This is a genomic window from Flintibacter muris, assembly GCF_943192995.1.
Classification (GTDB): Bacteria; Bacillota; Clostridia; order Oscillospirales; family Oscillospiraceae; genus Lawsonibacter; species Lawsonibacter muris.
This window is the reverse complement of the sequence record NZ_CALPCP010000009.1, coordinates 13,418-36,028: the sequence shown is the minus strand read 5'-3', so window position 1 is coordinate 36,028 and position 22,611 is coordinate 13,418. Positions and strand designations below refer to the sequence as shown.

The window sequence follows — 22,611 nt, the reverse complement described above, 5'->3', positions numbered from 1 at the left end:
GCCGGAATTTTTTGATTCCAGCGGGATTTTGGTATTTCAGGGGCGGGCGATCAATACTGGGACAGGAATTTGGCGCACAGGTCGGCCATTTCCTGGTCCTCCGCCGCGGAGCGGCCGCTTACGCCTACCGCGCCTACAATGGCGCCGTTTTTGTCATAGACGGGGGTGCCGCCGGGCATGGTAGTCAGCCCGGGAATGACAAAGGCGGTCAGCGGCGTGTTGGAGTCCTGGCAGAACTGGCCCAGGGCGGCGGTGGTACGTCCCATACGGATGGCCGTATAGGCCTTGCCTGAGGCGATCACCCCGCTGCGGGCAGGCGCGCCGTCCATGTGAGTCATATGGACAATGTCCCCCGCCTCGTCGGCGATCACAATCACAATGGGCTTGCCGTTTTCTTTTTTAATGTCACCAATGACCTTTTCACACAGGGCGGTGAACTGGTCCTGAGAAACTCTGCGAATCATAAATTTGTCCTCCTGATATGAAATGAGATCTTAGTAGATACCGCTTTCTGCCTATACAAACCAGAAGAAGAAGCCCACCGCACACATCACAAGGGAGTAGGGGACCATCCAGAACATGGACTTGAGGGGGTCGCAGTCCTTTTTGAACTGGGCGCTGATAAGGCCGGCCACCACAAAGGTGGTCAGGTCCGCGGGGGGCAGGCCCATGCCGCCGGCAGCCAGGTGGCCGCCGCCCACAGCGGCAAACACAGGGTTGGTGCCGGTAGCGGTCAGGATGGGGAGGGCAAAGGTGTTGACCACGTTCTGAGCAGTGGACTGAGAGCCGGTGAGGGCGCCCAGGACCATCAGACAGGCGCCGGCGCCCACCTTCAGGATGCTGTTATTCAGGTTCTGGCAGAACTGGGCCACAGCTTCAATGGAGCCGCAGTAATAGAACGCGCCCAGCATAAACGAGCAGGCAATCTGGATTCCGACGCAGGGCATGGAATTCTTTACGCCGGTAGACACAATGCGTCCAAAGTTCTCCCGCACGGGCTTAAACACCAGAGAGAACACAATGGCGCAGACAATGGAAATCACCACGCCGTTGGTGCAGCCTTTCAGGATGGTGGTGCTGCCCATCAGGGCGTAAAGGTTGGTGGTCTCCTCGTTGATGCTGAACTTGATATTTTGCAGGATCAGGGGACCCAGGTCGATGCCGATAAAGTCAAAGCTGCGGCAGGCCACCACAAGGATCAGGAACATGACGGGAATCAGGGATTTCCAGTTTTCCCTCAAAATCTGGCCGGCGGTCTCGTTTGCCAGCTTGATTTCCACCTCGGGGTTGGCGCCAGGCACGTTGTCCTTCTTCACCAGGAAGAGGCAGGTGTAAATAGCCATGGCAAGGAACACAAAGCCCACAGAAAAATAGCCAATGTTCAACACAGCGTCAGGGTCGGCGCCGGCCAGGGTAGCGGCCAGAGCCAGGGCCTGGGACATGGGGGGCATAATGGAGCCAATGGAGGCACCCATAACAACCAGACAGCAGATTTTATGCAGGGGGATATTCATGGAGGCAAGAATGCCAAAGGTCAGAATTCCGATTACGGTGGAGGCGGCCACGGCGTCACCCATCAGGGAGCCGGCCAGCAGCAGCACAAACATGATGCACACGGCCAGAACCCGGGGCCTGCGGTGGAATTTGGCGTTCAGTGCGCCGATTACAGTGTCCACAGCCCCCAACTCCGTGTTGATCTGGGCAAAGACGGAACCGAACGCAGCCAGAAACATGATCCACGCCATTCGATCCAGGCCGTCAATAAAAGCAACAATCCAGGTGCCGGGATTAAACACCCCGTTCAGCAGCATAGTAACCAGACCGGCAATAGCCAGACCTGCTGTGATATTTCCACCGATAAAGGGGATCTTTTTAATCAGGACAATACATAGCAGAATTACAATAGTGATTAGGACTTTTTCCATGAATACTCTCCTCTCTTTAGTTACCGATTTCTCTCACCCGAACAGGTTATTGCCTCCTTTCCACAATCTCTGCTCACAGCTTGGTGCCCTTTACGTAATGTCGGCAAAGGGGCCGCGGGCATATTGCTTCAGTTTCTGCTCATTCATTGTTATTCCAAAGCCCGGTTTACCGCGCTCAAGCAGGACATGTCCATCTTGAAAAGCTGTCATCTCATTTGTGACCTGATCGGCCAGCAGCATGGGGCCGAACAACTCACAGCCCAGCACCACCTGAGGGGTGGAGCAGCAGAAATGCAGATGGGCTGCGTTGCACAGCGGGGTTTCAAACATGCTGCCCACATAGCAGGGGAAGCATGCGCCCTCTGCAATTCCCGCCAGCCGCTTTCCGCCCAGCAGCCCGCCGGCTTTTGACAGCTTGATGCCAAATACGCCCACCGCGTCCCGTTTGACCAGTTGGGTGGCCGCCTGGATGGACTCCAGGCTCTCGTCGGCCATAATAGGGGTGTTGGAGTGTTTATTGATGTACTCCAGGCTGTCTATATCCGTTTTGGGCACGGGCTGTTCAATAAAGTCCAGGCGATAGGGCTCAAAAAGCCGGCATGCCCGCAGGGCCGCGGCCCGGTCCCAGCCCTGGTTGGCGTCGGCCCGGAGCTGAGCCTGGGGGAACGCCTCACGCACCGCCTTGATCCGCTGGGCGTCCTCCTCCGGGGTTTTCAGGCCGGTTTTGAACTTGAAGACGAAATTTCCTTTCGCGGACATCTCCTCCGCCTCCCGCAGGTCGGCTTCAATGCTCCCTGCGGCCAGCGACCAGCTCATGGGCACCCGGTCTCGGCACAGTCCGCCCAGAAGGTCGTAAACCGGCAGTCCACGGGTTTGTCCAAGCAGGTCCCACAGGGCCAGCTCGATTGCCGCCAGGGCAAAGTGGTTGCCCCGCACCAGGGTTTCCATAAAATGCCGCAGTGACTCAATCTGTTCAAAATCCTTGCCGATCAAAAGCGGCCCCACATACTTGTTGACCACTGCCGCCGCAGATTCCACGCTCTCCTCTGACCAGGTCGGCCCGCCCAGGAAAGACGTCTCGCCCCAGCCTACTGCGCCGTTCTCGCCCTCAATCCGCACAAAGAGGTAATTGACGTCTTTTACCGTAACCAGAGACATCACATGGGGCCGGGTGAGGGGAATATCCACCACGATGGAGGAAATTTTCTTGATTTTCAACGCAACTCCTCCTTACAGAAACCGGTTGGGGCTGAAATCGGAGATGTCGTAAGAGGTTTTGCCGGTGACAATCAGCTCCGCGATCAGCTTGCCGGTGATGGGGGCCAGGGCGATGCCGTCGCCCTCGTGGCCCGCCGCCATGTAAAAGCCGGGCAGGGTTTTCACCTCTCCCAGCAGGGACAGGCCGTCGGGGGTGTAAGGGCGGAAGCCGGAGAAAAATCGGATCACGCTCACATCCTTCAGAGCGGGGAAGAAGCGGACCGCCCGCTTCATCATGGTCTCCACCGCCTCGAAGGTGTTTTCGCCCTCGTAGTCCACAAATTCCCGGGTGCCGCCGATAATCAGTCCGCCGCTCTCCTGCTGCTCAATGCTCAGGGAGGAGCCCAGCTTCAGCACTGTCTGGTCCTTGATGGTCTCCGGACGGAATTTGATTACGTTGTACAGGGCGCACTGAACGGTGGCGGTGAGATAGGGGCCTATGGGCTCGGTCACCGCCAGCTGGCCCTTTCTGGGCTTGATGGGCAGATCCAGCCCGGCCAGCTTGGCCACCTTGCCGGCCCAGGAGCCGCAGGCGTTGACAATGGCGTCCGCCCGGAACTCGCCCTTGCTGGTGACAACTCCCTTGGCCCGGCCCTCCTCAATGATAAAGCCGGTGACCTCGGTGTTGGTCATGATCTCGGCCCCCAGCTTTTTGGCGGCCCGGGAGAAGGCCACGGTGAGGGCCAGGGGATTTACCTTGCCGCCGGTGGGGGAATAGAGGGCCCCGTAGATATCCGGGTTCAGGTTGGGCTCGATTTGGCAAGCCTCCCGGGCGGAGATCATGCGGATATCCACTCCGCTTTTGCGCTGCTCCTCCGCCATGGCGGACAGCATGTCCCACTGCTCCTTGTTCTCCACGGGCTGTATGCCGCCGGCCTCCAGGCCGTACTCCACATCCATGCCCAGTTCCTCGTTCAGGGTTTTGAACATCTCAATGGACTGGACGGCCAGGTCCAGCTGAGGTCCAGGCTTTTTGGTGTGGTAGCCCACCACGCCGTCGGTGGCGCCGGCGGAGCCGCTGGCTATGTCGGTCCGCTCCACAATCAGCACCTTTTTGCCCAGCTTGGACAGCTGCCAGGCCACAGAGCAGCCGATAATACCGCCGCCCATCACAATGACATCATACATCCTCCGGCCCTCCAAACGTTCCGATTTTTACAGGGCGGGCGGGCATCCGGCTCTTCTGGGGCGGGACGTCAGCGGGGTTTTGCCCTGTCTGTCTGGCCACCATGCTCTGTACCAGCCGGCCGCAGGTCTTGCCCTGGCACAGCCCCATGCAGGCTCTGGTGCGCCGTTTCACGCCGTCTACAGTGGTGGCGCCGTCGGCAATGGCGTCCAATATCTCCTTCTCCGTTACTTCCTGGCAGCGGCAGATAATCAGTTCCTCTCCCATGACAATCATCCCTCCTGTTTCAGACTGGTTCTGGGCAGCCTCTTCATGCTGCGCACCTGGTCCACATACTCCAGCGGCACCTTCAGGCTTACCACGGCTGTCCCGCTGTAAGACGCGGGCTTTTTCACCGACAGCACGGTTCCGCTGCATACCACCTGGCCCTCCCGGTTCACCGCGTCCACCACGTCCCCCTTCTGGGGCAGGGGCAGATACTCAAATGGGAAGTCCACACTGCCCTCTGTCTCCGACAGGGACTTGTCCACAATGGTGATGGCCAGGCCGGGGCAGTTGGCCACGCACAGGCCGCAGCCGGTGCAGATCTCCTCATGGAGGTGGGGCAGGGCGGTAATCTGCTCCCCCACTGTGATGGCGTGGAAGGGGCAGATGCCCTCACAGGGGTTGCAGGGGATCTCCTGCACGCACTCCACACAGGCCACGCGGCCCTTCTTCATCCGCTCCTCGCTGGGAATGCCCGGACAGTTTTTCAGCTCCTCCGGGGAGGGCACGCCGGTATATCTCACTCCGTCCATTACAGACTCCCACCTTTCTTCTGCTGATAGTCGGCCATGTTTTGCAGCTGGGACTGCTTGGCGCTCCGCCGCTTCTCACCGAACAGGCCGGAGCGGAGAATATCCAGGCGGCCCCGAATCTCGCCCTTCTTGGCGGCGGCCTCCTCCGGGCTCAGCAGGCCCAGGGCTTCGGCGGCGGCCACGCCGGCCAGGTTGCCCTCCTCCATGGCGGAGGAGGCCTCCTCCACGCCGGTGACGTCGCCGGCCACATACAGGCCGGGAACAGAGGTCTCCATGTTTCCGTCGTGGAGGGGTACATGTCCGCCGAAGGCGGGAATAAAGCAGAACTCACAGCCCGTCATCCAGATCAGCTCGGTCATAGGGTTCAATCCCACAGCCAGGCAGACGGTATCCACATCAAAGGTCTTCTCCGTCCCCGGGATGGGCTGGAACTTGCTGTCCACCTGGATAATTTCCACCTGCTCCACCTGGTCTTTGCCGGTAACCTGTTTGATGGTGTGGCTGATATAGAAGGGGACGCCCGCCCGGCGGATCTTGCCGGCGTGGACCCCGTAGCCGCCGATATTGGGGGCGGCGTCCACCAAAGCCACCACGTCGGCCCCGGCCTGCATCAGCTGGTAGGACACAATCAGCCCCACGTTGCCCGAGCCCAGCATGAGAATCCGCTGGCCGGGCAGCACCCGGTTGACGTTAATCATAGTCTGGGCCGCCCCGGCCCCCATAACCCCGGGCAGGGTGCTGCCCGGAAAGGCCAGGTAGTTCTCCTTGGCCCCAGTGGCCACAATCACCTTTTTGGCCTTGACCACCCAGTGCTCCCCATTGCGGATCACGCCCAGATGGCAGTTTTTCTCCATACCGTACACCAGAGTGTCCAGCCAGACCTCGGCGCCGCTTTGCTCCACCCGCTCCAGCAGCTGCCGGCCGATCATGTAGCCCCGCGTGCCCGCCTGGTGGGCCCGTGAGCCGAAGAATTTATGAATCTGCTTGAACAGCTGCCCGCCGGGCAGGCGGTTCTCGTCCAGCACCAGCACCTTGGCCCCCGCGGAGGCCGCCTGATAGGCGGCGCTCAGTCCCGCCGAGCCCGCGCCCACAATGGCTACATCCGTCTCCTTGATTTTCACGCCTTCTCCTCCTTCCCCTCAAAGGAACCCAGCCCCTCCTGGGTTTTGACATGCATGCCGTCCCGCACCGGGGTGACGCAGGTGCGGGTGTTGGGCACGCCGTCTACAATCATCATGCAGTCGGTGCACCGGCCAATGGCGCAGAAGATGCCCCGCTTTTCCTTCCGCTTGGGTGTGGTGCGGAAGGACCGGATGCCCGCGTTCATCAGGGCCGCCGCAATGGGCTCCCCCTCCAGCGCGGGGATGGGCTTTCCGTCACAGTAGATGGTCACCTGTTTGGAGGTGTCCAGCTCGTCCAGAATTGGATGGTCGATTACTCTCATCTTTTGAAAACACTCCTTACTCTGCTGCGCAGATTGATGTTCCGTTGAAAAACTTTTGCCTGTTCATGGGGCAAAGGGTGTGGTATAATGCAATCACCCGCCGCCCCAAGCCGCTTTGGCGGCCGGCCTTAGTAATAGGCCTGCACATCCACACAGGCGGCAATATACTCCAGCAGCTGATTGATGCCAAATACAGGCACCTTGGCAATATCCTGGACCTGGCGGCTGAAGGGACCGAAGTTGGTACACTCAAAGACGATTGCCCCGGTGTTGGGGTGCTCCCGCATGTGGCGGGAGGTCATCTCCTCCATGCACTGCTGCAAAACCTCCCGCTCCTCCTCCAGGTTGTTGCCGATAAACAGCTCCGGGAAGGGAGAGCCCTCCGGCATGCCGCTGACCACAACGGGAATATCCTTTGTAGAAAATCCGGCCTGGTTGAAGTGGTCCTCCGTCAGGTTCCATGGGCGCTCGGTAAAAATGGCAATCTCCTTGTCCTGGTTCACCATCTGCCGCACCAAAGGAACCAGCATGAGGGCCGAAGTAAATACAGGAACATTGACGCTGTTGGCCAGCTCCCGCTGGAATTTGGCCAAAAAGCCGCAGCTGGTGGTAATCGCCTTGCAGCCCTCGGTCTCCAGCTCCCGGGCGGCCTGGATAAAGGGTTGAAGCAGAGCGGGGTCATGGTCCTGTCCCATAATACGGTCTGTAAAGGCGTCTTTGACCACCTTGTAGCGCACCGGAACGCCGGGGTAGCTCTTGGCGTTTCCGATATCGCCGGGGATGCGGGGGAATCTGGTATCCAGCATTAAAACGCCGATATCCTGGCCGTAATTTGTATGACCCCCTATCAATCTCATTCCGTTTTCCTCCTCTCTTTGAATCACGACCAAGCCGGCCTGCCAAAGGTCTGTCCAGATCAGATAACAGGCGGAAACGTGCGGTATCAGGCCTTGGACGCTTATGACAAATATATCAAGCAATTATTGTGCCAATTTTGTTGAAAAGGCCAAGCTTTTGGCGAGAGGTGTTGAGATTTGACTGATTTTTTAATTTTTCGCCCCGTTTCTCTCTGTTTTGAATTGAAATAAAGTTTTGGGAAAGATTGTGTGCCTTCAGTAATTCAGAGATTTAGTTTGTTAAAGATTCTATTTTTTAGAATGCCTCATTTTTGTGTCTGAGGCAGGCTTTTTAGAAGATTTTCTTCTAAACCATCGCCCCAAAACCCCAAAAAATAAGACAAGGACAAAGATGTTGACCGGAAACCGTTCAAAGACATCTTTGCCCTTGCTGAGATGATGGTAACACAAAACCACGGGAATGTCAACTGTAAATTTCCCAGGAGTTCTATTTATTAGAATATCGTTCTTGAAATTAGAATTATTCCACACTCAACGGGGGAGCAGCCTATGGAAAAACTGGAACAGCTGATTGTATATGCGGTAGAAGAATTCGCCACCGAGGGAATTCAGATCCTGGACGCCCGGGGCACTTATATCTTTTGCAACAAGGCCTTTACCTCTATGACCGGCCTGCCCCTGGAGGCCCGCCTGGGGCACAACGTACTGGAGGTACAGCCCCACGGGGCCGCCGCCAAGGTATTTAAATCCGGGCTTCCGGCCTATGGCGTGGTGAGCAGCTCCCGGGAGGGAGTTGTTATGGTGTCCAACGCCTCCCCCATCCGGGAAGAAAACGGGGAGATGATCGGAATCATCACCATTTTTAACGACCAGACCAGCTACATGAAGCTGGCCCAGCGGCTGAAAGAGCGGGATACCGAGATGACTCAGCTGAAAAACAAGCTGCGTCAGCTGGAGCGGCCCTCCTACAGCTTTCAGGACCTGATCGGAGAGGACACCCGCTTTTTGGAGTGCATCAGGCAGGCCAAGCGGGCGGCGGAGTCCGACGCCTCCGTCCTCCTCACAGGGGAGAGCGGCACCGGCAAGGAGCTGTTCGCCCACGCCATCCACAGCCACAGTCTGCGTTCGGACAAGCCCTTTATCCGGGTCAACTGCCCGGCCATCCCCTCCTCCCTGCTGGAGAGCGAGCTGTTCGGCTATGAAAAGGGGGCCTTTACCGGCGCGTCCAGGGAGAAAAAAGGAAAATTTGAGCTGGCCCAGGGCGGAAGCATCTTTTTGGATGAGATCGGCGACCTGGACTTCTCCCTCCAGGCCAAGCTGCTGCGGACCCTCCAGGAGAAGGAGGTGGAGCGAGTGGGCTCCACCCGGACCATGGCTCTGGACGTCCGGATTATCGCCGCCACCAACCAGAACCTTCAGGAGCAGATCCGAATGAAGCAATTCCGCCAGGACCTCTACTACCGGCTGAACGTGATCCATCTGGAGGTCCCGCCCCTTCGTGACAGGAAGGGGGATATCCCCCTGCTCCTGAACCACTTTTTAAAAAAGCACACCATGGGCGCGGTCCCCTGCTCCATTTCCAGGGAGGCATTGAACTTGCTCACCGGTTATAACTGGCCGGGAAATGTGCGTGAGCTGGAAAATGTCACCGAGCGGCTGCTTTTGTACCGGGAGGGAACCGTGGTCAGCGGGGATGACGTGGCACATGTTCTGGGAGTGCGGGGAGATATGGCTGTCCATCCCGCCGGGGATATCGTGCCCCTGGCCAAGCTGGAGGAACAGGCCATCAAACAGGCCCTGGAGCGCTGCGGCCCCTCGCTGGAGGGAAAGAGGCGGGCGGCGGCGGAGCTGGGCATCTCCCTGTCCGGCCTGTACAAAAAGCTGCGCCAGTATGAACTGCGGGACAAGGGGAATTAAATTATAGCAAGCTTCAAACTTCTGCCACCATAGTTGCAGGGGCGGCCTGCGGCCGCCCCTGCATGTGTCAGCAAAGCTGATGATTGCTATAGGCTGTACTTTTCCACGTCCATCAAAGCAGAGCCGCCGGCCTCAAAGGTGATGGCCTCCGCCTCCTGCCGGGTGTAGATAACCGCGCTGGCCGCCTGTTCGCCGTCGTTGACAAAGACCTCCACGCTGAACCGATCCAGAATGATGCGGAATTTGATTTTGCCCCCCTGGGGCCGCGCCAAAAAGCTGCGGGTGTGGACAATATCCCGGGGCAGGCCGCTGCGGGTCCGGTCGATTTTTACGGTGCCGTCGCTGGGGCGGTAGCGGATGATGGTCTCATGCTCCCCGTCCTTGGCCACTCGGATACGGAACCAGCGGTAGAGCTCACCCCCTGTGGGGCGGACGTCCACCGTCATATCCAGCACCCGCCCCTGGACCCCGGGCAGGTTGATCTCGCCGCTGACCGGGATATTCCGGTGGACCACACAGCCGCTCCGGTAATTCTCCAGCTCCCGTACAGGGGTTTGATACAGCCGCCCATCCTTCACGGCCAGCTCCCGGGGCAGGGTCATCTGCCCGAACCAGCGGCAATGGCCGGGCTTGGCCCCCACGGTGTCCCAGTTCTGCATCCAGGCGATCATGATCCGCCGTCCGTCCGGAGCAAGCAGGGTCTGGGGGGCATAAAAATCCAGTCCATAGTCAATGGCCTGGGCATATTGCCGCACAAAGCCCCCGCCCTGGGGGTCATAGTCCCCGATCAGGCACAGGGTGCCGTTTCCGGCGTGGAACTCCAGGCCTACCGGGTCCATATCCTGGGGGCTGGTAATCAGCACCTGCCTGCCGTCCAGGGGGAAGAAGTCGGGGCACTCCCACATTTTTCCGTACTGGCAGCGGCTGGCGTCCAAGGTGCGGACAAATTCCCATTTGAGGCTTCCGGTCTCCCGGTAGAGTAAAACGGCCCCGCTGCCGTCGGCGGTGCGGTTGCCAATGGCCGCGTATAGTACGCCGTCCTCCCACCAGATCTTGGGGTCCCGGAAGTCAATGGCGCTGCCCCCCTCGGGCAGGTCCTTATCATCCAGCACCGGGTTATTTGGAGCCTTTTCATAGTTCACCCCGTCACCCACGGCGGCACACTGGGTCTGAATCTCCTGGAGAAAGCCCTCGGCGTCATATATGCGCCGGACTCCGGTGTACATCAGCAGCTGCCGCCCGTCAGGCAGCTCCGCCGCCCCGCCGGAGAAGCAGCCGGCGGCGTCATAGTCCCGGTCCGGGGCCAGGGCGGCGGGCAGGCGCTCCCAATGGATAAAATCCTTTGTTTTCAGGTGCCCCCAGTGCATGGGGCCCCACTCGTTGGAGTAGGGGTGATACTGATAAAACAGGTGGCACTCCCCCCTGTACATGGAGAAGCCGTTGGGATCGTTCATCCAGCCAATGGCAGGGGTGGCGTGAAGGGCGGGGCGCTCGCTGTCTGGAATGCGGGGGCCGTACCGGGCCTCAAGGTCCCGGGCCTTTTGCAGCAGTTCACTGGTCATTGGAATACCTCCGGTATGTTTTATAAGAATAAAGGCAGGGGCGCTGCCCCTGCCCTTTGCGCTTATCGCAGCGGTTTTCTCATTGTACCACAGGTAAAAGAGCTTTGGCAAGACAAAACGGGACGGCCTGCCGCTGGTTGACAGCTGCTGCAACAGCGCGCCGGGGTCGTCGCGCCCTACATGATTTCCCTGCCGCCGCAGGAGGTGACAGAGGGGGGGTAAAACAAAGCAATTTCCAACTTCCTCCTGTGCGAACTCCCTCCGTCACGGCTTCGCTGTGCCGCCTGCGGCGGCTCCTTTGGATCACTCCGCCGGAGGAAACGCAACTGTAATTGTTGTTCCCTCACCCGCCTGGCTGCGCAGGTCAACTGCCGCGTGATGGTACTGGGCGGCGTGCTTTACGATTGACAGCCCCAGCCCGGTACCACCGGAGGCCTTGGAGCGGCTTTTGTCCACCCGGAAAAAGCGCTCGAACACCCTGGACTGATATTCGGGGGGAATCCCAATGCCGGTATCCCGAACAACAAGCACGGGGCCCTGTCCGCTGTTGGCCGTCTCTATCTCCACCCGCCCCTTTTCCACGTTGTATTTGATTGCATTGTCACACAGATTATAGATCATCTCATATAAAATGCTGCGGACGCCGGTTACCTGGACACGTTCGCCGGTTACCAGAAGTTGGACATGCTTTTTCTCCGCCCCGCCCCGCAGGGCCTCCGCCGCCGCCTCCGCCAGACGGAACAGGTCAACGGCCTCTCGGGCCGGCGCAACCCCCTCGTCAAACTGGGACAGATGGATGATGTCCTCCACCAGTGCCACCAGCCGGGCCACCTCCGTGTGGATCAGGCCGGAAAAGCGGGGAATATCCTCCGGTTTGACCAGTCCGTTTTTCAGCAGCTCCGCACTGCCCAGAATGGATTGCAGAGGCGTTTTCAGCTCGTGGGATACATTCGCCGTAAATTCCCGGCGGTTTCGCTCTGCCGACACCTGTTCTGTCACGTCAAAGGCCAGCAGCACCGTACCCATGGCCGCGCCGTCTGACTCAATCCGGCTCACGTCAAACTGGTATTCCCTGCCGTTTCGCCCCCCGCGGGCCTGGCCGTGGCCGCGCTCCGCCGCCGCAAGGAGGGCGGCGCTCATGTGGTGGTCCCGGTTAATCAGCAGAAAATCCCGTCCGCCGCAGGAGGGGTCCACCCCAAAAATTTGCTGGGCCGCCGGGTTGATGCTTAAAATTTTTCCGGCGTTGTCCAGCAGAACCAGCCCCTCATTCATATGGCTGGTGATCTGGTCAAATTCATCTGTCTTTTCCCGCAGGCTCTGGAGCTGGGCCGAGATCTGCTGCCGCTGCTGGTGGATGCGGCCCAGAAGGGGGGCCAGCTCCTCATAGGCGTTGTTCTCCAGCGGACGGTCCAGGTCCAGATTGTTCAGCGGGTGGACAATTTTACCGGCCATCCCGTGGGCCAGAACGGCGGAAAGAATGGCGGCAAAGACCGCCACCAGCACAATCGGCTGGAGCATACTGAGCATCAGGGCCAGCACCGTGATCTGACGGATAGAAATCCGCAGTACAGTGCCGTTGTTCAGCGCCCTGGCGTAATAAAGCGTCCCTTCTGTCAGGGTGTTGGAATAGCGGATGCTGCTGCTCTCGCCCTTGGCAAAGGCCTCCTGGACCTCCGCCCGGTTTCCGTGGTTCTCCATCTGCCCGGCGGGCTCAACGGTGTCAAACAGCACGGTCCCGTCCTGGGCGATCCAGGTCAGGCGGTAATCCGGCTTCCAGGTATAGCGGAAATCCTGGGCGGACAGCCGCTCCAGATAGTCCCGCCCGCTCTCCTCCACCGCATAGGCCGCAAGGCGCAGTTCATCCTTCATCTGCTTCTCCTGGGCGGTTTTAAAATAGCTGTACAGGCATCCCATGACAATGACAAGGCTGGCCAGCAGCACCGCCGCCGCTGCAAGGAGGATGGCGTGAAAGATTTTCTTTGTCATTGTCCAACCTCCAGCCGGTAGCCCACATTGCGGACCGTTTCAATCATCCCGCCATAGTTGCCCAGCTTCTGCCGCAGGGTGCGGATGTGCATATCCACCGTCCGCGTCTCGCCGGAAAACTCCGCATCCCAAACGCTTGCCAGGAGCTTTTCCCGGGTAAAGGCCACGCCGGGGGCGGAGAGGAACAGCCGCAGCAGTTCAAATTCCTTGTAGGTGAGGGCAATCCGCCTGCCGCCTGCCGTCACGGTGCGCTCTGTCAAATCCATTGACAGCTCTTTCGCCGTTAATACATCCCGCTCCTGCCTGGGGCGGCATCGGCGCAGCACCGCCTTGACCCGGGACACCATCTCCATCATCCCGAAGGGCTTGACCAAGTAATCGTCCGCGCCCAGGTCCAGGCTCTGGATCTTGTCGTACTCCGCCCCCCTGGCTGTGGCCATAATCACCGGAATTTCCCGGTTTTCTCCGGGCTGCCTCATCAGCTTCAGCAGCTCCACCCCGCTGGTTCCGGGCAGCATCACATCCAGGAGCACAAGCTCCGGCTTTTCTGTCTGCAGCGCCTCTAAAAAAGAGCCGCCATCCTCAAAGCCTCTGGCCTCAAACCCGGCGGCGTTCAGGGCATAGAGCTCCAGGCTCCGGATGCTCTCATCATCTTCCACACAAAAAATCATGTCTTTCCCCTCCGCCCCGGCTGTATTGCCACTCATTTTAACCTATCCGGTCCTGCCGCGCAATGGGTTTTTCCATCCCGGCACTGTACTCTCACCTAATTTATAGCCAGTCACCGCCCGCAGAAAAGGATATGCCTGCCTGTTAGTGACAGGCGGCCGCAGGCCGCTCCTGCATTGAGCTGCGCGAACAGGACGCCCTTCAGCAAAGCGCATATTTTCGCTGGTACTGCTGAAAGCGCCGCCGGAATTCCTCGCTGTCATCCCGGACCCTGCGCAGAGACTGGTGCAGATTCATGCTGTCGTTGGCCATATCGATTACACACCCGGCGATGTTGGAGCAGTGATCCGCCGTGCGCTCCAGATTGGTCAGCAGGTCGGACCAGGCAAATCCCGCGTCTATGGAGCAGTCCCCCTTCTGCATCCGGAGAATATGCCGGGTGCGCAGCTGCTCTTTCAGCTGGTCAATCACCTGCTCCAGCGGCTCCACCATTGCCGCTGTGTCCAGATCATCCCGAAGAAAGGCTGTAAGGGACAGCTCCAAAATGTCCTCCACCGCCGCAGAAACAATGGCAAGTTCGGCCATAGCGCCGCCGGTGAAGCGCAGCCTCTTGTCCTCCATCTCCTCCGCAGACTCCAGGATGTTGACGGCGTGGTCGGAAATGCGCTCAAAATCACCGATCATTTTCAGCAGTTTGGCCGCCTCTCTGCTGTCCTCCTCGCTGATCGGGCGGGTGCTCAGGTTTACAAGGTAGGTGCCCAGCTGGTCCTCATAATCGTCCGTCCGCCTCTCTTTTTCCCGAATGGAGGCAGCCAGCTCCGGGGAGTACTCCCGCAGGGAGGCAAGGGCCTGCTTCATGGAGGAGACGGCATCCGCCGCCATGTCTGCCGCCGCCCCCCGGCACCGCTCCAGCGCAATGGGCGGCGCGGCAAGCAGGCGCTCATCCAGACCGGAAAACACCTCTGGCTGTCTGGCATCAGGAACCAGAACAGTGACAAGCCGCTCCAGAATACCGGACAGCGGCAGCATCAGCATGGTACACAGCACATTGAACACAGAGTGGGCTACGGCGATGCCCCACAAAGAGGCAGGCTCGTCCAGAAACGGCGGGCGAAGGAACACCCGGAGCAGACAGAACACTGACAGCAGCACCGCCGTTCCGATGATGTTAAAGGAGAGATGGACCAGGGCGGCCCGCTTCGCGTTTTTGTTCGCTCCGACGGAGGAGATCATAGCCGTTACGCAGGTTCCAATGTTCTGGCCCATGATAATGGGAATCGCCGCCCCGTAGGAGACCTGTCCCGTCACCGCCAGCGCCTGCAAAATACCCACCGAGGCAGAGCTGGACTGGATCACAGCGGTGAGCACCGTGCCCGCTGCCACCCCTAAAACCGGATTTTTGAACAGAATAAACATCTGCTGAAAGGCGGGGACCTCCCGCAGTCCGGCAACAGCGCCGGACATGGTCTCCATGCCAAACATCAGCGTGGCAAAGCCCAGCAGAATCATGCCAGTGTCCTTTTTCTTGGCGTTCCCGCAGAACATATAAAAAATAATGCCAAGAAAGGCCAGAACCGGCGTAAAGGAGGAGGGCTTTAGCAGTTTGATTACCACGTTCCCGCTGTCAATTCCCGCAAGGCTCAAAACCCAGGCGGTCACGGTGGTCCCGATATTGGCCCCCATGATGACGTTGACAGCCTGCTTCAAGTTCATCAGTCCGGAGTTGACAAAACCCACCACCATCACCGTGGTGGCTGAGGAGCTCTGAATCACGGCGGTCACACCCAAACCGGTTAAAAGCCCGGTGAGCTTGCCGGAGGTCAGCTTGCCCAAAAGGGAGCGGAGCTGTCCGCCGGCCCTGCGCTCCAGGGCCTGTCCCATCACGCTCATGCCGAACAGGAACAGACTCAACCCGCCAATCAGCGTCAGCGCGTCAAAGATGTCCATCAAATCATTTCCCCTTTACACGTTCTCGCTCTATATTGTAACAAATATATGTAAAATTCATTACCAGAGCCGTGTAAAATTCATGTAAAATAAAAGGCCGGCCACAGTAATGGCCAGCCGCAAGTTCCATACCACCCACCACTGCGAGGCCTTTAAAGGCCAGTTTGGCAACACTATGGAGGCGCTGCATGACTATGTGGCCAAATGGCTGTCTGCGGAAAGGTTCAGCGGCCCATTCTCTTTTTAAATAAAAGTGACCAGATAAAATCCCGCCCGGCTGCTCTATACAGCCGGGCGGGAGTGTTTTTATGGCAATCATCAATCGAAGCAGGGCACCCCGCTTGTTCCAAGAAGAATTGTAACAAGCGGGGTGCGGTTTATTGCGGCGGGAATGTTTGCGGATGGCGAAGGGATCAGGACAGACCGTTCAGCTTCTTATACAGCTCTTCCACGGTGGCGCTGTCCACCAGAGCGTCGGTGTCCTCCTCAGTCTCGCAGACCTCCACAATCCGGTTGAGGATGTCCAGATGCTCCTCTCCCTGGGAGGCAATGCCAATCACCAGGCGGACAAGCTCCTCGTCCTCGCCCCAGACAATGCCCTGGGGATAGGTCATAACCACCAGGCCGGTCTTCTGGATGAACTCCCGGGACTCGTTGGTGCCGTGGGGGATGGCCACGTGGCTGCCAATGGCCACAGGGAAGCCGGCGTTGCGCTCGATCATGCCCTGGACGTAGCCCTCGGTGCAGTAGCCGCTGTCCACCATCAGCTTGCCGCAGGCGCGGATGGCCTCCTCAGGGGTAACGGACTTGCAGTTGAGAAGGATGTTCTTCTTCTCCAGCAGGATGGCTCCAGGGGCGGCGGGAGCCTCGGCGGGCTTGGCGGCGGGGGCGGGAGCGGCTTTGCCGCTGCGGGCGGCCACCAGCTCTTCCACCAGCATGGCATACTCAGGGGCGCCCATAAAGTTCTGGATGGGGATGACCCGGGCCTTGGGATTGCTGGCCACAGCCCGGTGGGCCAGTTCATGGTGGGTGACAACGATCTGGCAGTCGGAGGGAATCTCAGACACAGGGTGGTGAATGACCTCGATATCAGTGATACCGGCGTCCTTCAGCTTGTTGCGCAGCATGGTGGCGCCCATAGCGGAGGAGCCCATGCCGGCGTCGCAGGCGAAGACAATCTTCTTCACGGAGTGGATGTCCACCTCAGCGCCGGTGGGGGCGTCGGCGGGAGCGGCCTGACCCTTGGACGCGGCCTTGGAGGCGGCCACCTGGGCCTGTGCCTCGGCCAGGCTGGTGTCCTTGCCGAACATCTTCAGCAGGAAGACGGAGATGGCAAAACTGACCACTGCGGCAATGCCGATACCGGCAAAATTGGCCACATAGCCGCCCTGGGGAGTCATGAGAACTTCGGCGATGATGCTGCCGGGGGAGGCTGCGGCAACCAGTCCGCCACCCAGAGCGGACAGGGTGAAGATGCCGGCAATGTTGCCGATCATGGGGCCCAGGATTACGATGGGGTTCATCAGAATGTAGGGGAAGTAAATCTCGTGGATGCCGCCTACAAATTGGATGATGGCGGCGGCGCCGGCGGAGGAGCGGGTCTCACCCTTGCCGGCCACACAGTAGGCCAGCAGCAGGCCCAGGCCGGGGCCGGGGTTGGACTCAATCATAAACAGAATGGACTTGCCGGTTTCCATGGCCTGAGCGGTGCCGATTGGGGTAAACACACCGTGATTGATGGCGTTGTTCAGGAAGAGCACCTTGGCCGGCTCCACCAGCACAGCGGTAAAGGGCAGCAGCCCGTGGTCCACCAGGAAGCTGACCCCTGTGCCCAGGATGTTGGTGATGACCACACAGGCGGGGCCGATCACAAAGATGGAAAGAATGGCCAGAATGCCGCCGATAATGCCCACCGAGAAGTTGTTGACCACCATCTCGAAGCCGGCGGGAATGTGTCCCTCCATCTTCTGGTCAAACTTCTTGATGCACCAGCCGCCCAGAGGGCCGCAGATCATGGCGCCGATAAACATAGTGGCGTCAGTGGATGCTATGGCGCCCAGAGTAGCCAGCGCGCCGGTGACGGCGCCCTTCTGACCGCCTACGGCTTTACCGCCGGTGTAGCCAATCAGAATGGGCAGCAGATAGGAGAGCATAGGAACCACCATGTTGTTGATGGTGGCGGCGGGCCCCCACTTGCCCAGCCAGCCGGCGGGGATAAACAGAGCGGCGATCAGGCCCCAGGCTATGAAGGCCCCAATGTTGGGCATGACCATTCCGCTGAGGAAACGGCCAAATTTTTGTACATGTTCTTTCAATGGTATCTTCCTTTCCTTTTAATGGTCCGTTTGGGGATGGAGCCGCGGTCAGACCGCGATAATGTCGGTGCTGTCCAGGTATTTGCGGTCGGGCAGCTTGTCGGTGATGATCTGGGCGGCCTCCAGGGGCAGGATGGTGGCGGCGGTGACCCGGCCGAACTTGCTGGAGTCGGCCAGCATGTAGACCGACTGGGCGCGGGAGGCCGCCAGCGATTTCAGCGCCGCCGCCTCCGGGTCCGGGGTGGTGAACCCCTGGCTGATGCTGACCCCGCTGGTGCCCAGAAACACCTTGGTAAAGTTGTAGCGCCGCAGAGCGTTCAGGGCTTCGGCGCCCACAATGTCCACCGTGCCCAGCTTGAGCGCACCGCCCAGCACATAGACGTGGAGGCTGTGGGCGGTGAGCCGTCCGGCCAGGTCAATGCTGCTGGTGACGAACAGGGCCTTGGAGCCCTTCAGATGGTCGGCCAGGTGGAGCATGGTGGTGCCTGTGTCCAGAAAGACCACGTCGTCCTCCCCCACCAGGCCGGAGGCGTAGCGGGCAATGCGCTCCTTCTCCCGGGAGTAGCGCTGCTTGGTGGCAAGGTCGGGCTCCCGGGCCAGGAACTCCTCCTCCTCCAGGCTGGTGGCCCCTCCGTGGATTTTCACCAGCTTGCCCTGGCGGGCCAGGGCGTTTAAGTCCCGGCGGATGGTGGCCTCCGATGCCCCGGTGGCCTGGCACAGGTCTGTTACGCTTACGGTCTGATGCTGGGAGATCTGCTGCAAAATGGCTCTTGCGCGCTGTTCAGCCAGCATAATGTACTCACTCCCTTCTGATTGATTTTGAATTTATGATTGATTTTGACTAAAGCTATCCTAGCATAGCCCGAAGGGAAAGTCAACCAATTTTCAGCGGCTAAGCTCACAAAATATCGCCTCAATTTTTGTCTATAATATATAAAACGCACGAGAATTTCCAAAAAATCGGAGAGCCGCCTTTGATTCGAGTCCAGCCCTCACCAGCAAAAAACGGGCCAAGAAAGGGAAAAATGTGTTCAGTCGGAGTAAAACAATCAAAAACGTGCAAAATCACTTTTTTGGGCGAAAACCGGGGTGGATATTTCGGCGCTTTACCGCTTGTTATCCCCGAGGGGATGGGCTATACTCTTAGCCAAGGAAACACCGGAGCATCCCGCACACTCTCAATATCAACAAAATAAAGGAAGGTAAGAACATGAAACAAGCGATCATGATTGGCGCGGGCAACATTGGCCGGGGCTTTATCGGGGCCCTGCTGGAGAAGAGCGGCTACCATGTCACCTTTGCCGACGTGGCGGACAACCTGATCTCCGCCATCAACCAGCGCAGGAGCTACACCGTCCACATTCAGGACAGGGAGTGCTCTGACCTGACCGTCACCAACATCAGCGGCATCTCCTCCGCCGGCCCGGAGCTGGTGGAAGCCATTGCCGGCGACTGCGAGCTCATCACCACCGCCGTGGGCCTGCGCATTCTGCCCATTGTGGCCAAACCTATCGCCGCCGGTATCCGGGCCCGGAAGGAGGCCGGGAGCACCCGGATCCTGAACGTGGTGGCCTGTGAAAACGCCATCCGGGGTACCAGCCAGCTGCGGGAGGCCGTCTACAGCAATCTGAGCGAGGAGGAGGCCGCCTACGCCAAGGAGTATGTGGGCTTTGCCGACTGCGCCGTAGACCGTATCGTCCCCAAGGCCAACTTTGAAAATCCCCTGGATGTGGCTGTGGAGCAGTACACCGAGTGGGATGTGGAGAAGGGCGGCTGGAAGGGCGAGCGGCCCGAGATTGAGGGGCTGGGCTGGGTGGACAACCTGGACGCCTATCTGGAGCGCAAGCTGTTCACCCTGAACAGCGGCCACGCCATCTGCGCCTACCTGGGCTCTCTCAAGGGCCACAAGACCATTGTGGAGAGCATTGCCGACCCCGCCATTGGCGCACTGGTCCACCAGGCCATGTGGGAGAGCGGCGAGGGGCTGATTAAAAAGTTCGGCTTTGATCCCGATGCCCACCACGCCTATATTGAGCGTATCTTTGCCCGCTTCCAGAACCCCTTCCTGGCGGACGAGACCCAGCGGGTGGCCCGGGAGCCCATCCGCAAGCTGTCCCCCACCGACCGGCTGATGAAGCCTCTGATGACCGCCTACGGCTATGGGCTGCCTGTGGATCACCTGATCTTCGGCGCGGCCGCTGCCCTCCACTTCAACTGCCCCGAGGATGAGCAGAGCGTGGAGCTGATGAAGGCCATTGAGGACGGCGGCGTGGAGCGGGCGCTGGAACAGTACACCGGCCTGAAACCTGAGGATGCCCTGTTCACCCGCATTCTGGACGTATACCGCGCCCTGGCCGTGGCCAAGGGATAATTCTGATACCGCCCCTGCAAAAACGCCGCTCAGGAGACCGGTCCGGTTTCCTGAGCGGTGTCTTTTGGGGATGCGTGAAAAAGGCGGGCGGTCAGCGGACCTCCCACCGCTTTTTTGCCTGGGAGGCGCGGTGAGCGGACAGGGTGTCCAGCACCAGAAGCAGCTCCTGCCGCTGCTCTTTGGACAGCGCGCGGTAACTGGAAAGCAGGCGCTCCTCGTCCTCCGGAATGGTAAAGCCGTTCAGACGCAAAAGCTGGTCCGCCGACGCCCGGTACAGCCGCAGCAAAATGGCCAGCGTTTGCAGGTCGGGCTCGGCCACGCCGTTTTCGTACCCGGACAGGGTCTTGTTGTTGATTCCGGTCAGCGCCATAACCTGGGTCTGGCTTAAATCCCGGCGCTCCCGGGCCAGCCGCAGGGCCTGCCCAAATTCCGTCATACAGTATGCCCCCTTCTGTTCTTATATTCTAAGACACAGATGGAGAATTCTTACCTTTTTCTTAAATTTAACGAATTTATATTGATTTCTATAAAATTAAGACTTATAATAGCAAAGTTCCCTTGACTTTCCAGTTACGGGAAGGTGTAAAACAGGGACAAATCTTTCCCAAATCTTTACGTTTTTCTTTACCGCTGGCTTTCTGATTGGGGGGTAGGATAGTGGCTGGAAAAATTTAATGAAAATTTTAACTATTCTTTGGAAAAATGTAAGGAACGCACAGTACAATAACCCGTGCGAAACTCACCGCCCAGGCGGTGCAAATAGAGGAGGTCCGTTATGGAAACAACGTCTGTTCTGACGCCCGAGGCGGCGCAGGAAACCAAGGAGAAAAAACGCAAGCTGCCCGTTCCCCGCTTGCCTAAGGGCAAGAAGGGGAGAAAATGGCTCAGGCGCGGCGTGATTGCCGCTGTGATACTGGGCGGTGTATACTGGTTTTTCATCAAACAGCCGGGAGGGGGCGGCGCGGGGCTGGCCGGACAGTTTGTCCCGGACAGTGTTCAGCGGCGGGACCTGACGGTCTCCGTCTCCGGGACGGGCACCGTCACCCCCATTGATTCCTACTACCTCAAGCCCCTGGTCACCGGCGAGGTGCTGGAGGCCCCCTTTGAGGTGGGTGACCGGGTGGAAAAGGGGGATGTGCTCTACCGCCTGGACGCCAAGGACGCGGAGATGAGCATCCAGCAGGCGGAGCTGGCCGTCCGTCAGGCTCAAAAGAGCTATGACGATCTGGCCGCCAACCTCACCGTCCGGGCGGGCGGAGCCGGGGTGGTCCAGAGTGTGCTGGTGCAGAAGGGTGATCTGGTCTCCCCTGGCACCCCCATAGCCGAGGTGGCGGATACCGCTACCCTGACGGTAACTCTGCCCTTCCACGCCGCCGACGCCCAGCGTATCTCCGCCGGGCAGTCCGCCCAGGTGACCATTGCCGGAACCCTGGAGACCCTGCCCGGAACGGTGGAGTCGGTGTCCTCCGCTGAGCTGGTGGGGGCGGGCGGGGCCCTGGTGCGCCATGTGAAGATCCGGGTGAGCAACCCCGGAGCCCTCACCTCGGCTAACTCCGCCACCGCCCAGGTGGGGGATATCGCCTGCGCCGGCAGCGCCGGCTTTGAGGAGGCCCTGCGCCAGACCGTGACGGCCCAGGCCAGCGGCGAGGTCACGGATGTGTCCGTTATTGTGGGAAGCAGGGTGTCCGTCGGGTCCGCTCTGGTTACCCTGGGCGGGACCGCCGCCCAGAGCTCTCTGGAGGATTTGTCCATCAATCTGGAGAACGCCCGGCTCTCCCTCCAGCGGGCCCAGGATACTTTGGAAAATTACACCATTACCGCTCCCATCTCGGGAACCGTCATTGAAAAGAACGTGAAGGCCGGAGACAATGTAAACAACATTGAATCGGGCTCCCTGGCTGTCATCTACGACTTGAGCTACTTAAAGCTGGAGATGAACATCAGCGAGCTGGACCTGAGCAAGGTCCAGGCCGGGCAGACAGTGGAGATTACCGCCGATGCCATCCCCGGCGAGGTCTTTTTGGGCGAGGTGGACCGGGTGAGCATCAACGGCACCACCACCAACGGCTTTACCACCTACCCTGCCACCATTCTGCTGAAGGAATACGGCGGGCTGAACCCGGGCATGAACGTGTCCGCCGATATTGTGGTGGAGCGGGCGGAAAACGTGCTGTCCATCCCGGCGTCGGCGGTCCAGCGGGGAGACACGGTGCTGGTCCCTCTGGAGGGCTGCCTGGCTGAGGACGGTGTCACCATTGTTGACCCCGCTCAGGTGGAAGAGCAGTCCGTCACCCTGGGCGGGGGTGACGGGGACTATGTGGAAATCACCTCTGGCCTGAGCGAGGGGGACACAGTTCTGGTGCCCGCCCAGGCCCAGGACGGAATGTCAGGCGGCGCGGGCGGCGGAAGCGTCGTTGTGTCCTAGGAGGTCGATCACG

General features: G+C 59.4%; 20 protein-coding genes. 4 read left to right on the top strand and 16 right to left on the bottom strand.

Going from position 1 to position 22,611, the window contains the following annotated elements:
* Positions 1-50 precede the first annotated feature (50 nt).
* The 9 genes from NFS22_RS09480 to NFS22_RS09440 form a co-directional block, all read right to left on the bottom strand.
* Positions 51-464: a GlcG/HbpS family heme-binding protein gene (locus NFS22_RS09480; RefSeq protein ID WP_251317533.1), complete on the bottom strand. Its 414-nt coding sequence runs from the start codon at positions 462-464 to the stop codon at positions 51-53.
* Between the two features lie 51 nt (positions 465-515).
* Positions 516-1,925: a TRAP transporter large permease subunit gene (locus NFS22_RS09475; RefSeq protein WP_251317532.1), complete on the bottom strand. Its 1,410-nt coding sequence runs from the start codon at positions 1,923-1,925 to the stop codon at positions 516-518.
* A gap of 90 nt (positions 1,926-2,015) precedes the next feature.
* Positions 2,016-3,143, bottom strand: a complete 1,128-nt coding sequence (locus NFS22_RS09470; protein WP_251317531.1) for a mandelate racemase/muconate lactonizing enzyme family protein — start codon at positions 3,141-3,143, stop codon at positions 2,016-2,018.
* Positions 3,144-3,155: 12 nt separating this feature from the next.
* Entirely contained in the window at positions 3,156-4,310 is a 1,155-nt protein-coding gene (locus tag NFS22_RS09465; RefSeq protein WP_251317530.1) for an NAD(P)/FAD-dependent oxidoreductase, read from the bottom strand.
* Positions 4,303-4,575 (bottom strand): (2Fe-2S)-binding protein, encoded by a 273-nt coding sequence (locus NFS22_RS09460; RefSeq protein WP_251317529.1) that lies wholly within the window; start codon positions 4,573-4,575, stop codon positions 4,303-4,305. Before NFS22_RS09460 ends, NFS22_RS09465 begins: the two co-directional genes overlap by 8 nt.
* 5 nt (positions 4,576-4,580) lie before the next feature.
* On the bottom strand, positions 4,581-5,105 hold the full coding sequence (locus NFS22_RS09455; RefSeq protein ID WP_251317528.1) for an ATP-binding protein: 525 nt from the start codon (positions 5,103-5,105) through the stop codon (positions 4,581-4,583).
* Entirely contained in the window at positions 5,105-6,226 is a 1,122-nt protein-coding gene (locus NFS22_RS09450; protein WP_251317527.1) for an NAD(P)/FAD-dependent oxidoreductase, read from the bottom strand. The genes NFS22_RS09455 and NFS22_RS09450 overlap by 1 nt, the downstream gene beginning before the upstream one ends.
* Positions 6,223-6,549: a (2Fe-2S)-binding protein gene (locus tag NFS22_RS09445; protein ID WP_251317526.1), complete on the bottom strand. Its 327-nt coding sequence runs from the start codon at positions 6,547-6,549 to the stop codon at positions 6,223-6,225. Before NFS22_RS09445 ends, NFS22_RS09450 begins: the two co-directional genes overlap by 4 nt.
* Positions 6,550-6,677: 128 nt before the next feature.
* Entirely contained in the window at positions 6,678-7,406 is a 729-nt protein-coding gene (locus tag NFS22_RS09440; protein ID WP_251317525.1) for an aspartate/glutamate racemase family protein, read from the bottom strand.
* 549 nt (positions 7,407-7,955) lie between these two features.
* On the opposite strand from NFS22_RS09440, the gene NFS22_RS23715 reads away from it, so the two are divergent.
* Positions 7,956-9,323: a sigma-54 interaction domain-containing protein gene (locus tag NFS22_RS23715; protein WP_277614759.1), complete on the top strand. Its 1,368-nt coding sequence runs from the start codon at positions 7,956-7,958 to the stop codon at positions 9,321-9,323.
* A gap of 86 nt (positions 9,324-9,409) precedes the next feature.
* Here NFS22_RS23715 and NFS22_RS09420 read toward each other — a convergent pair whose 3' ends face one another.
* The 4 genes from NFS22_RS09420 to NFS22_RS09405 all read right to left on the bottom strand — a co-directional run bounded on the left by NFS22_RS09420 (position 9,410) and on the right by NFS22_RS09405 (position 15,487).
* Positions 9,410-10,885: a glycoside hydrolase family 32 protein gene (locus NFS22_RS09420; RefSeq protein WP_251317524.1), complete on the bottom strand. Its 1,476-nt coding sequence runs from the start codon at positions 10,883-10,885 to the stop codon at positions 9,410-9,412.
* Positions 10,886-11,188: 303 nt separating this feature from the next.
* Positions 11,189-12,871 carry a sensor histidine kinase gene (locus NFS22_RS09415; RefSeq protein WP_251317523.1) on the bottom strand — a complete coding sequence of 561 codons (1,683 nt, stop codon included), beginning with the start codon at positions 12,869-12,871 and terminating at the stop codon, positions 11,189-11,191.
* On the bottom strand, positions 12,868-13,542 hold the full coding sequence (locus NFS22_RS09410) for a response regulator (protein WP_251317522.1): 675 nt from the start codon (positions 13,540-13,542) through the stop codon (positions 12,868-12,870). The genes NFS22_RS09415 and NFS22_RS09410 overlap by 4 nt, the downstream gene beginning before the upstream one ends.
* Before the next feature lie 199 nt (positions 13,543-13,741).
* Positions 13,742-15,487 (bottom strand): Na/Pi cotransporter family protein, encoded by a 1,746-nt coding sequence (locus tag NFS22_RS09405; protein WP_251317521.1) that lies wholly within the window; start codon positions 15,485-15,487, stop codon positions 13,742-13,744.
* 109 nt (positions 15,488-15,596) lie between these two features.
* On the opposite strand from NFS22_RS09405, the gene NFS22_RS09400 reads away from it, so the two are divergent.
* Complete coding sequence (locus NFS22_RS09400; protein ID WP_251317520.1) at positions 15,597-15,734, top strand: hypothetical protein; 138 nt, start codon at positions 15,597-15,599, stop codon at positions 15,732-15,734.
* A 166-nt stretch (positions 15,735-15,900) separates the two neighbouring features.
* On the opposite strand, the gene NFS22_RS09395 is transcribed toward NFS22_RS09400, so the two are convergent.
* Together NFS22_RS09395 and NFS22_RS09390 are read right to left on the bottom strand one after the other, a co-directional pair.
* Positions 15,901-17,802: a PTS mannitol transporter subunit IICBA gene (locus NFS22_RS09395; protein ID WP_251317519.1), complete on the bottom strand. Its 1,902-nt coding sequence runs from the start codon at positions 17,800-17,802 to the stop codon at positions 15,901-15,903.
* A gap of 48 nt (positions 17,803-17,850) precedes the next feature.
* Positions 17,851-18,594, bottom strand: a complete 744-nt coding sequence (locus NFS22_RS09390; protein ID WP_251317518.1) for a DeoR/GlpR family DNA-binding transcription regulator — start codon at positions 18,592-18,594, stop codon at positions 17,851-17,853.
* 418 nt (positions 18,595-19,012) lie between these two features.
* On the opposite strand from NFS22_RS09390, the gene NFS22_RS09385 reads away from it, so the two are divergent.
* Positions 19,013-20,173: a mannitol-1-phosphate 5-dehydrogenase gene (locus NFS22_RS09385; RefSeq protein WP_251317517.1), complete on the top strand. Its 1,161-nt coding sequence runs from the start codon at positions 19,013-19,015 to the stop codon at positions 20,171-20,173.
* A gap of 91 nt (positions 20,174-20,264) precedes the next feature.
* Here NFS22_RS09385 and NFS22_RS09380 read toward each other — a convergent pair whose 3' ends face one another.
* The gene (locus NFS22_RS09380) at positions 20,265-20,609 is read right to left on the bottom strand and encodes a helix-turn-helix domain-containing protein (RefSeq protein ID WP_251317516.1); all 345 of its coding nucleotides are present in this window, start codon (positions 20,607-20,609) and stop codon (positions 20,265-20,267) included.
* Between the two features lie 339 nt (positions 20,610-20,948).
* Between NFS22_RS09380 and NFS22_RS09375 the strand changes: the two genes are divergently transcribed.
* Positions 20,949-22,598: an efflux RND transporter periplasmic adaptor subunit gene (locus NFS22_RS09375; RefSeq protein WP_251317515.1), complete on the top strand. Its 1,650-nt coding sequence runs from the start codon at positions 20,949-20,951 to the stop codon at positions 22,596-22,598.
* The last annotated feature ends 13 nt before the right edge of the window (positions 22,599-22,611 follow it).

Excerpts from the sequence above, each read along its gene's own strand:
- NFS22_RS23715 (WP_277614759.1), top strand. The coding sequence starts at position 7,956 with ATGGAAAAACTGGAACAGCTGATTGTATATGCGGTAGAAGAATTCGCC.
- NFS22_RS09460 (WP_251317529.1), bottom strand. The coding sequence starts at position 4,575 with ATGGGAGAGGAACTGATTATCTGCCGCTGCCAGGAAGTAACGGAGAAG.
- NFS22_RS09420 (WP_251317524.1), bottom strand. The coding sequence starts at position 10,885 with ATGACCAGTGAACTGCTGCAAAAGGCCCGGGACCTTGAGGCCCGGTAC.
- NFS22_RS09410 (WP_251317522.1), bottom strand. The coding sequence starts at position 13,542 with ATGATTTTTTGTGTGGAAGATGATGAGAGCATCCGGAGCCTGGAGCTC.
- NFS22_RS09385 (WP_251317517.1), top strand. The coding sequence starts at position 19,013 with ATGAAACAAGCGATCATGATTGGCGCGGGCAACATTGGCCGGGGCTTT.
- NFS22_RS09480 (WP_251317533.1), bottom strand. The coding sequence starts at position 464 with ATGATTCGCAGAGTTTCTCAGGACCAGTTCACCGCCCTGTGTGAAAAG.
- NFS22_RS09445 (WP_251317526.1), bottom strand. The coding sequence starts at position 6,549 with ATGAGAGTAATCGACCATCCAATTCTGGACGAGCTGGACACCTCCAAA.
- NFS22_RS09375 (WP_251317515.1), top strand. The coding sequence starts at position 20,949 with ATGGAAACAACGTCTGTTCTGACGCCCGAGGCGGCGCAGGAAACCAAG.
- NFS22_RS09400 (WP_251317520.1), top strand. The coding sequence starts at position 15,597 with ATGGCCAGCCGCAAGTTCCATACCACCCACCACTGCGAGGCCTTTAAA.
- NFS22_RS09405 (WP_251317521.1), bottom strand. The coding sequence starts at position 15,487 with ATGGACATCTTTGACGCGCTGACGCTGATTGGCGGGTTGAGTCTGTTC.
- NFS22_RS09415 (WP_251317523.1), bottom strand. The coding sequence starts at position 12,871 with ATGACAAAGAAAATCTTTCACGCCATCCTCCTTGCAGCGGCGGCGGTG.
- NFS22_RS09465 (WP_251317530.1), bottom strand. The coding sequence starts at position 4,310 with ATGTATGATGTCATTGTGATGGGCGGCGGTATTATCGGCTGCTCTGTG.
- NFS22_RS09440 (WP_251317525.1), bottom strand. The coding sequence starts at position 7,406 with ATGAGATTGATAGGGGGTCATACAAATTACGGCCAGGATATCGGCGTT.
- NFS22_RS09380 (WP_251317516.1), bottom strand. The coding sequence starts at position 20,609 with ATGACGGAATTTGGGCAGGCCCTGCGGCTGGCCCGGGAGCGCCGGGAT.
- NFS22_RS09475 (WP_251317532.1), bottom strand. The coding sequence starts at position 1,925 with ATGGAAAAAGTCCTAATCACTATTGTAATTCTGCTATGTATTGTCCTG.
- NFS22_RS09455 (WP_251317528.1), bottom strand. The coding sequence starts at position 5,105 with ATGGACGGAGTGAGATATACCGGCGTGCCCTCCCCGGAGGAGCTGAAA.
- NFS22_RS09390 (WP_251317518.1), bottom strand. The coding sequence starts at position 18,594 with ATGCTGGCTGAACAGCGCGCAAGAGCCATTTTGCAGCAGATCTCCCAG.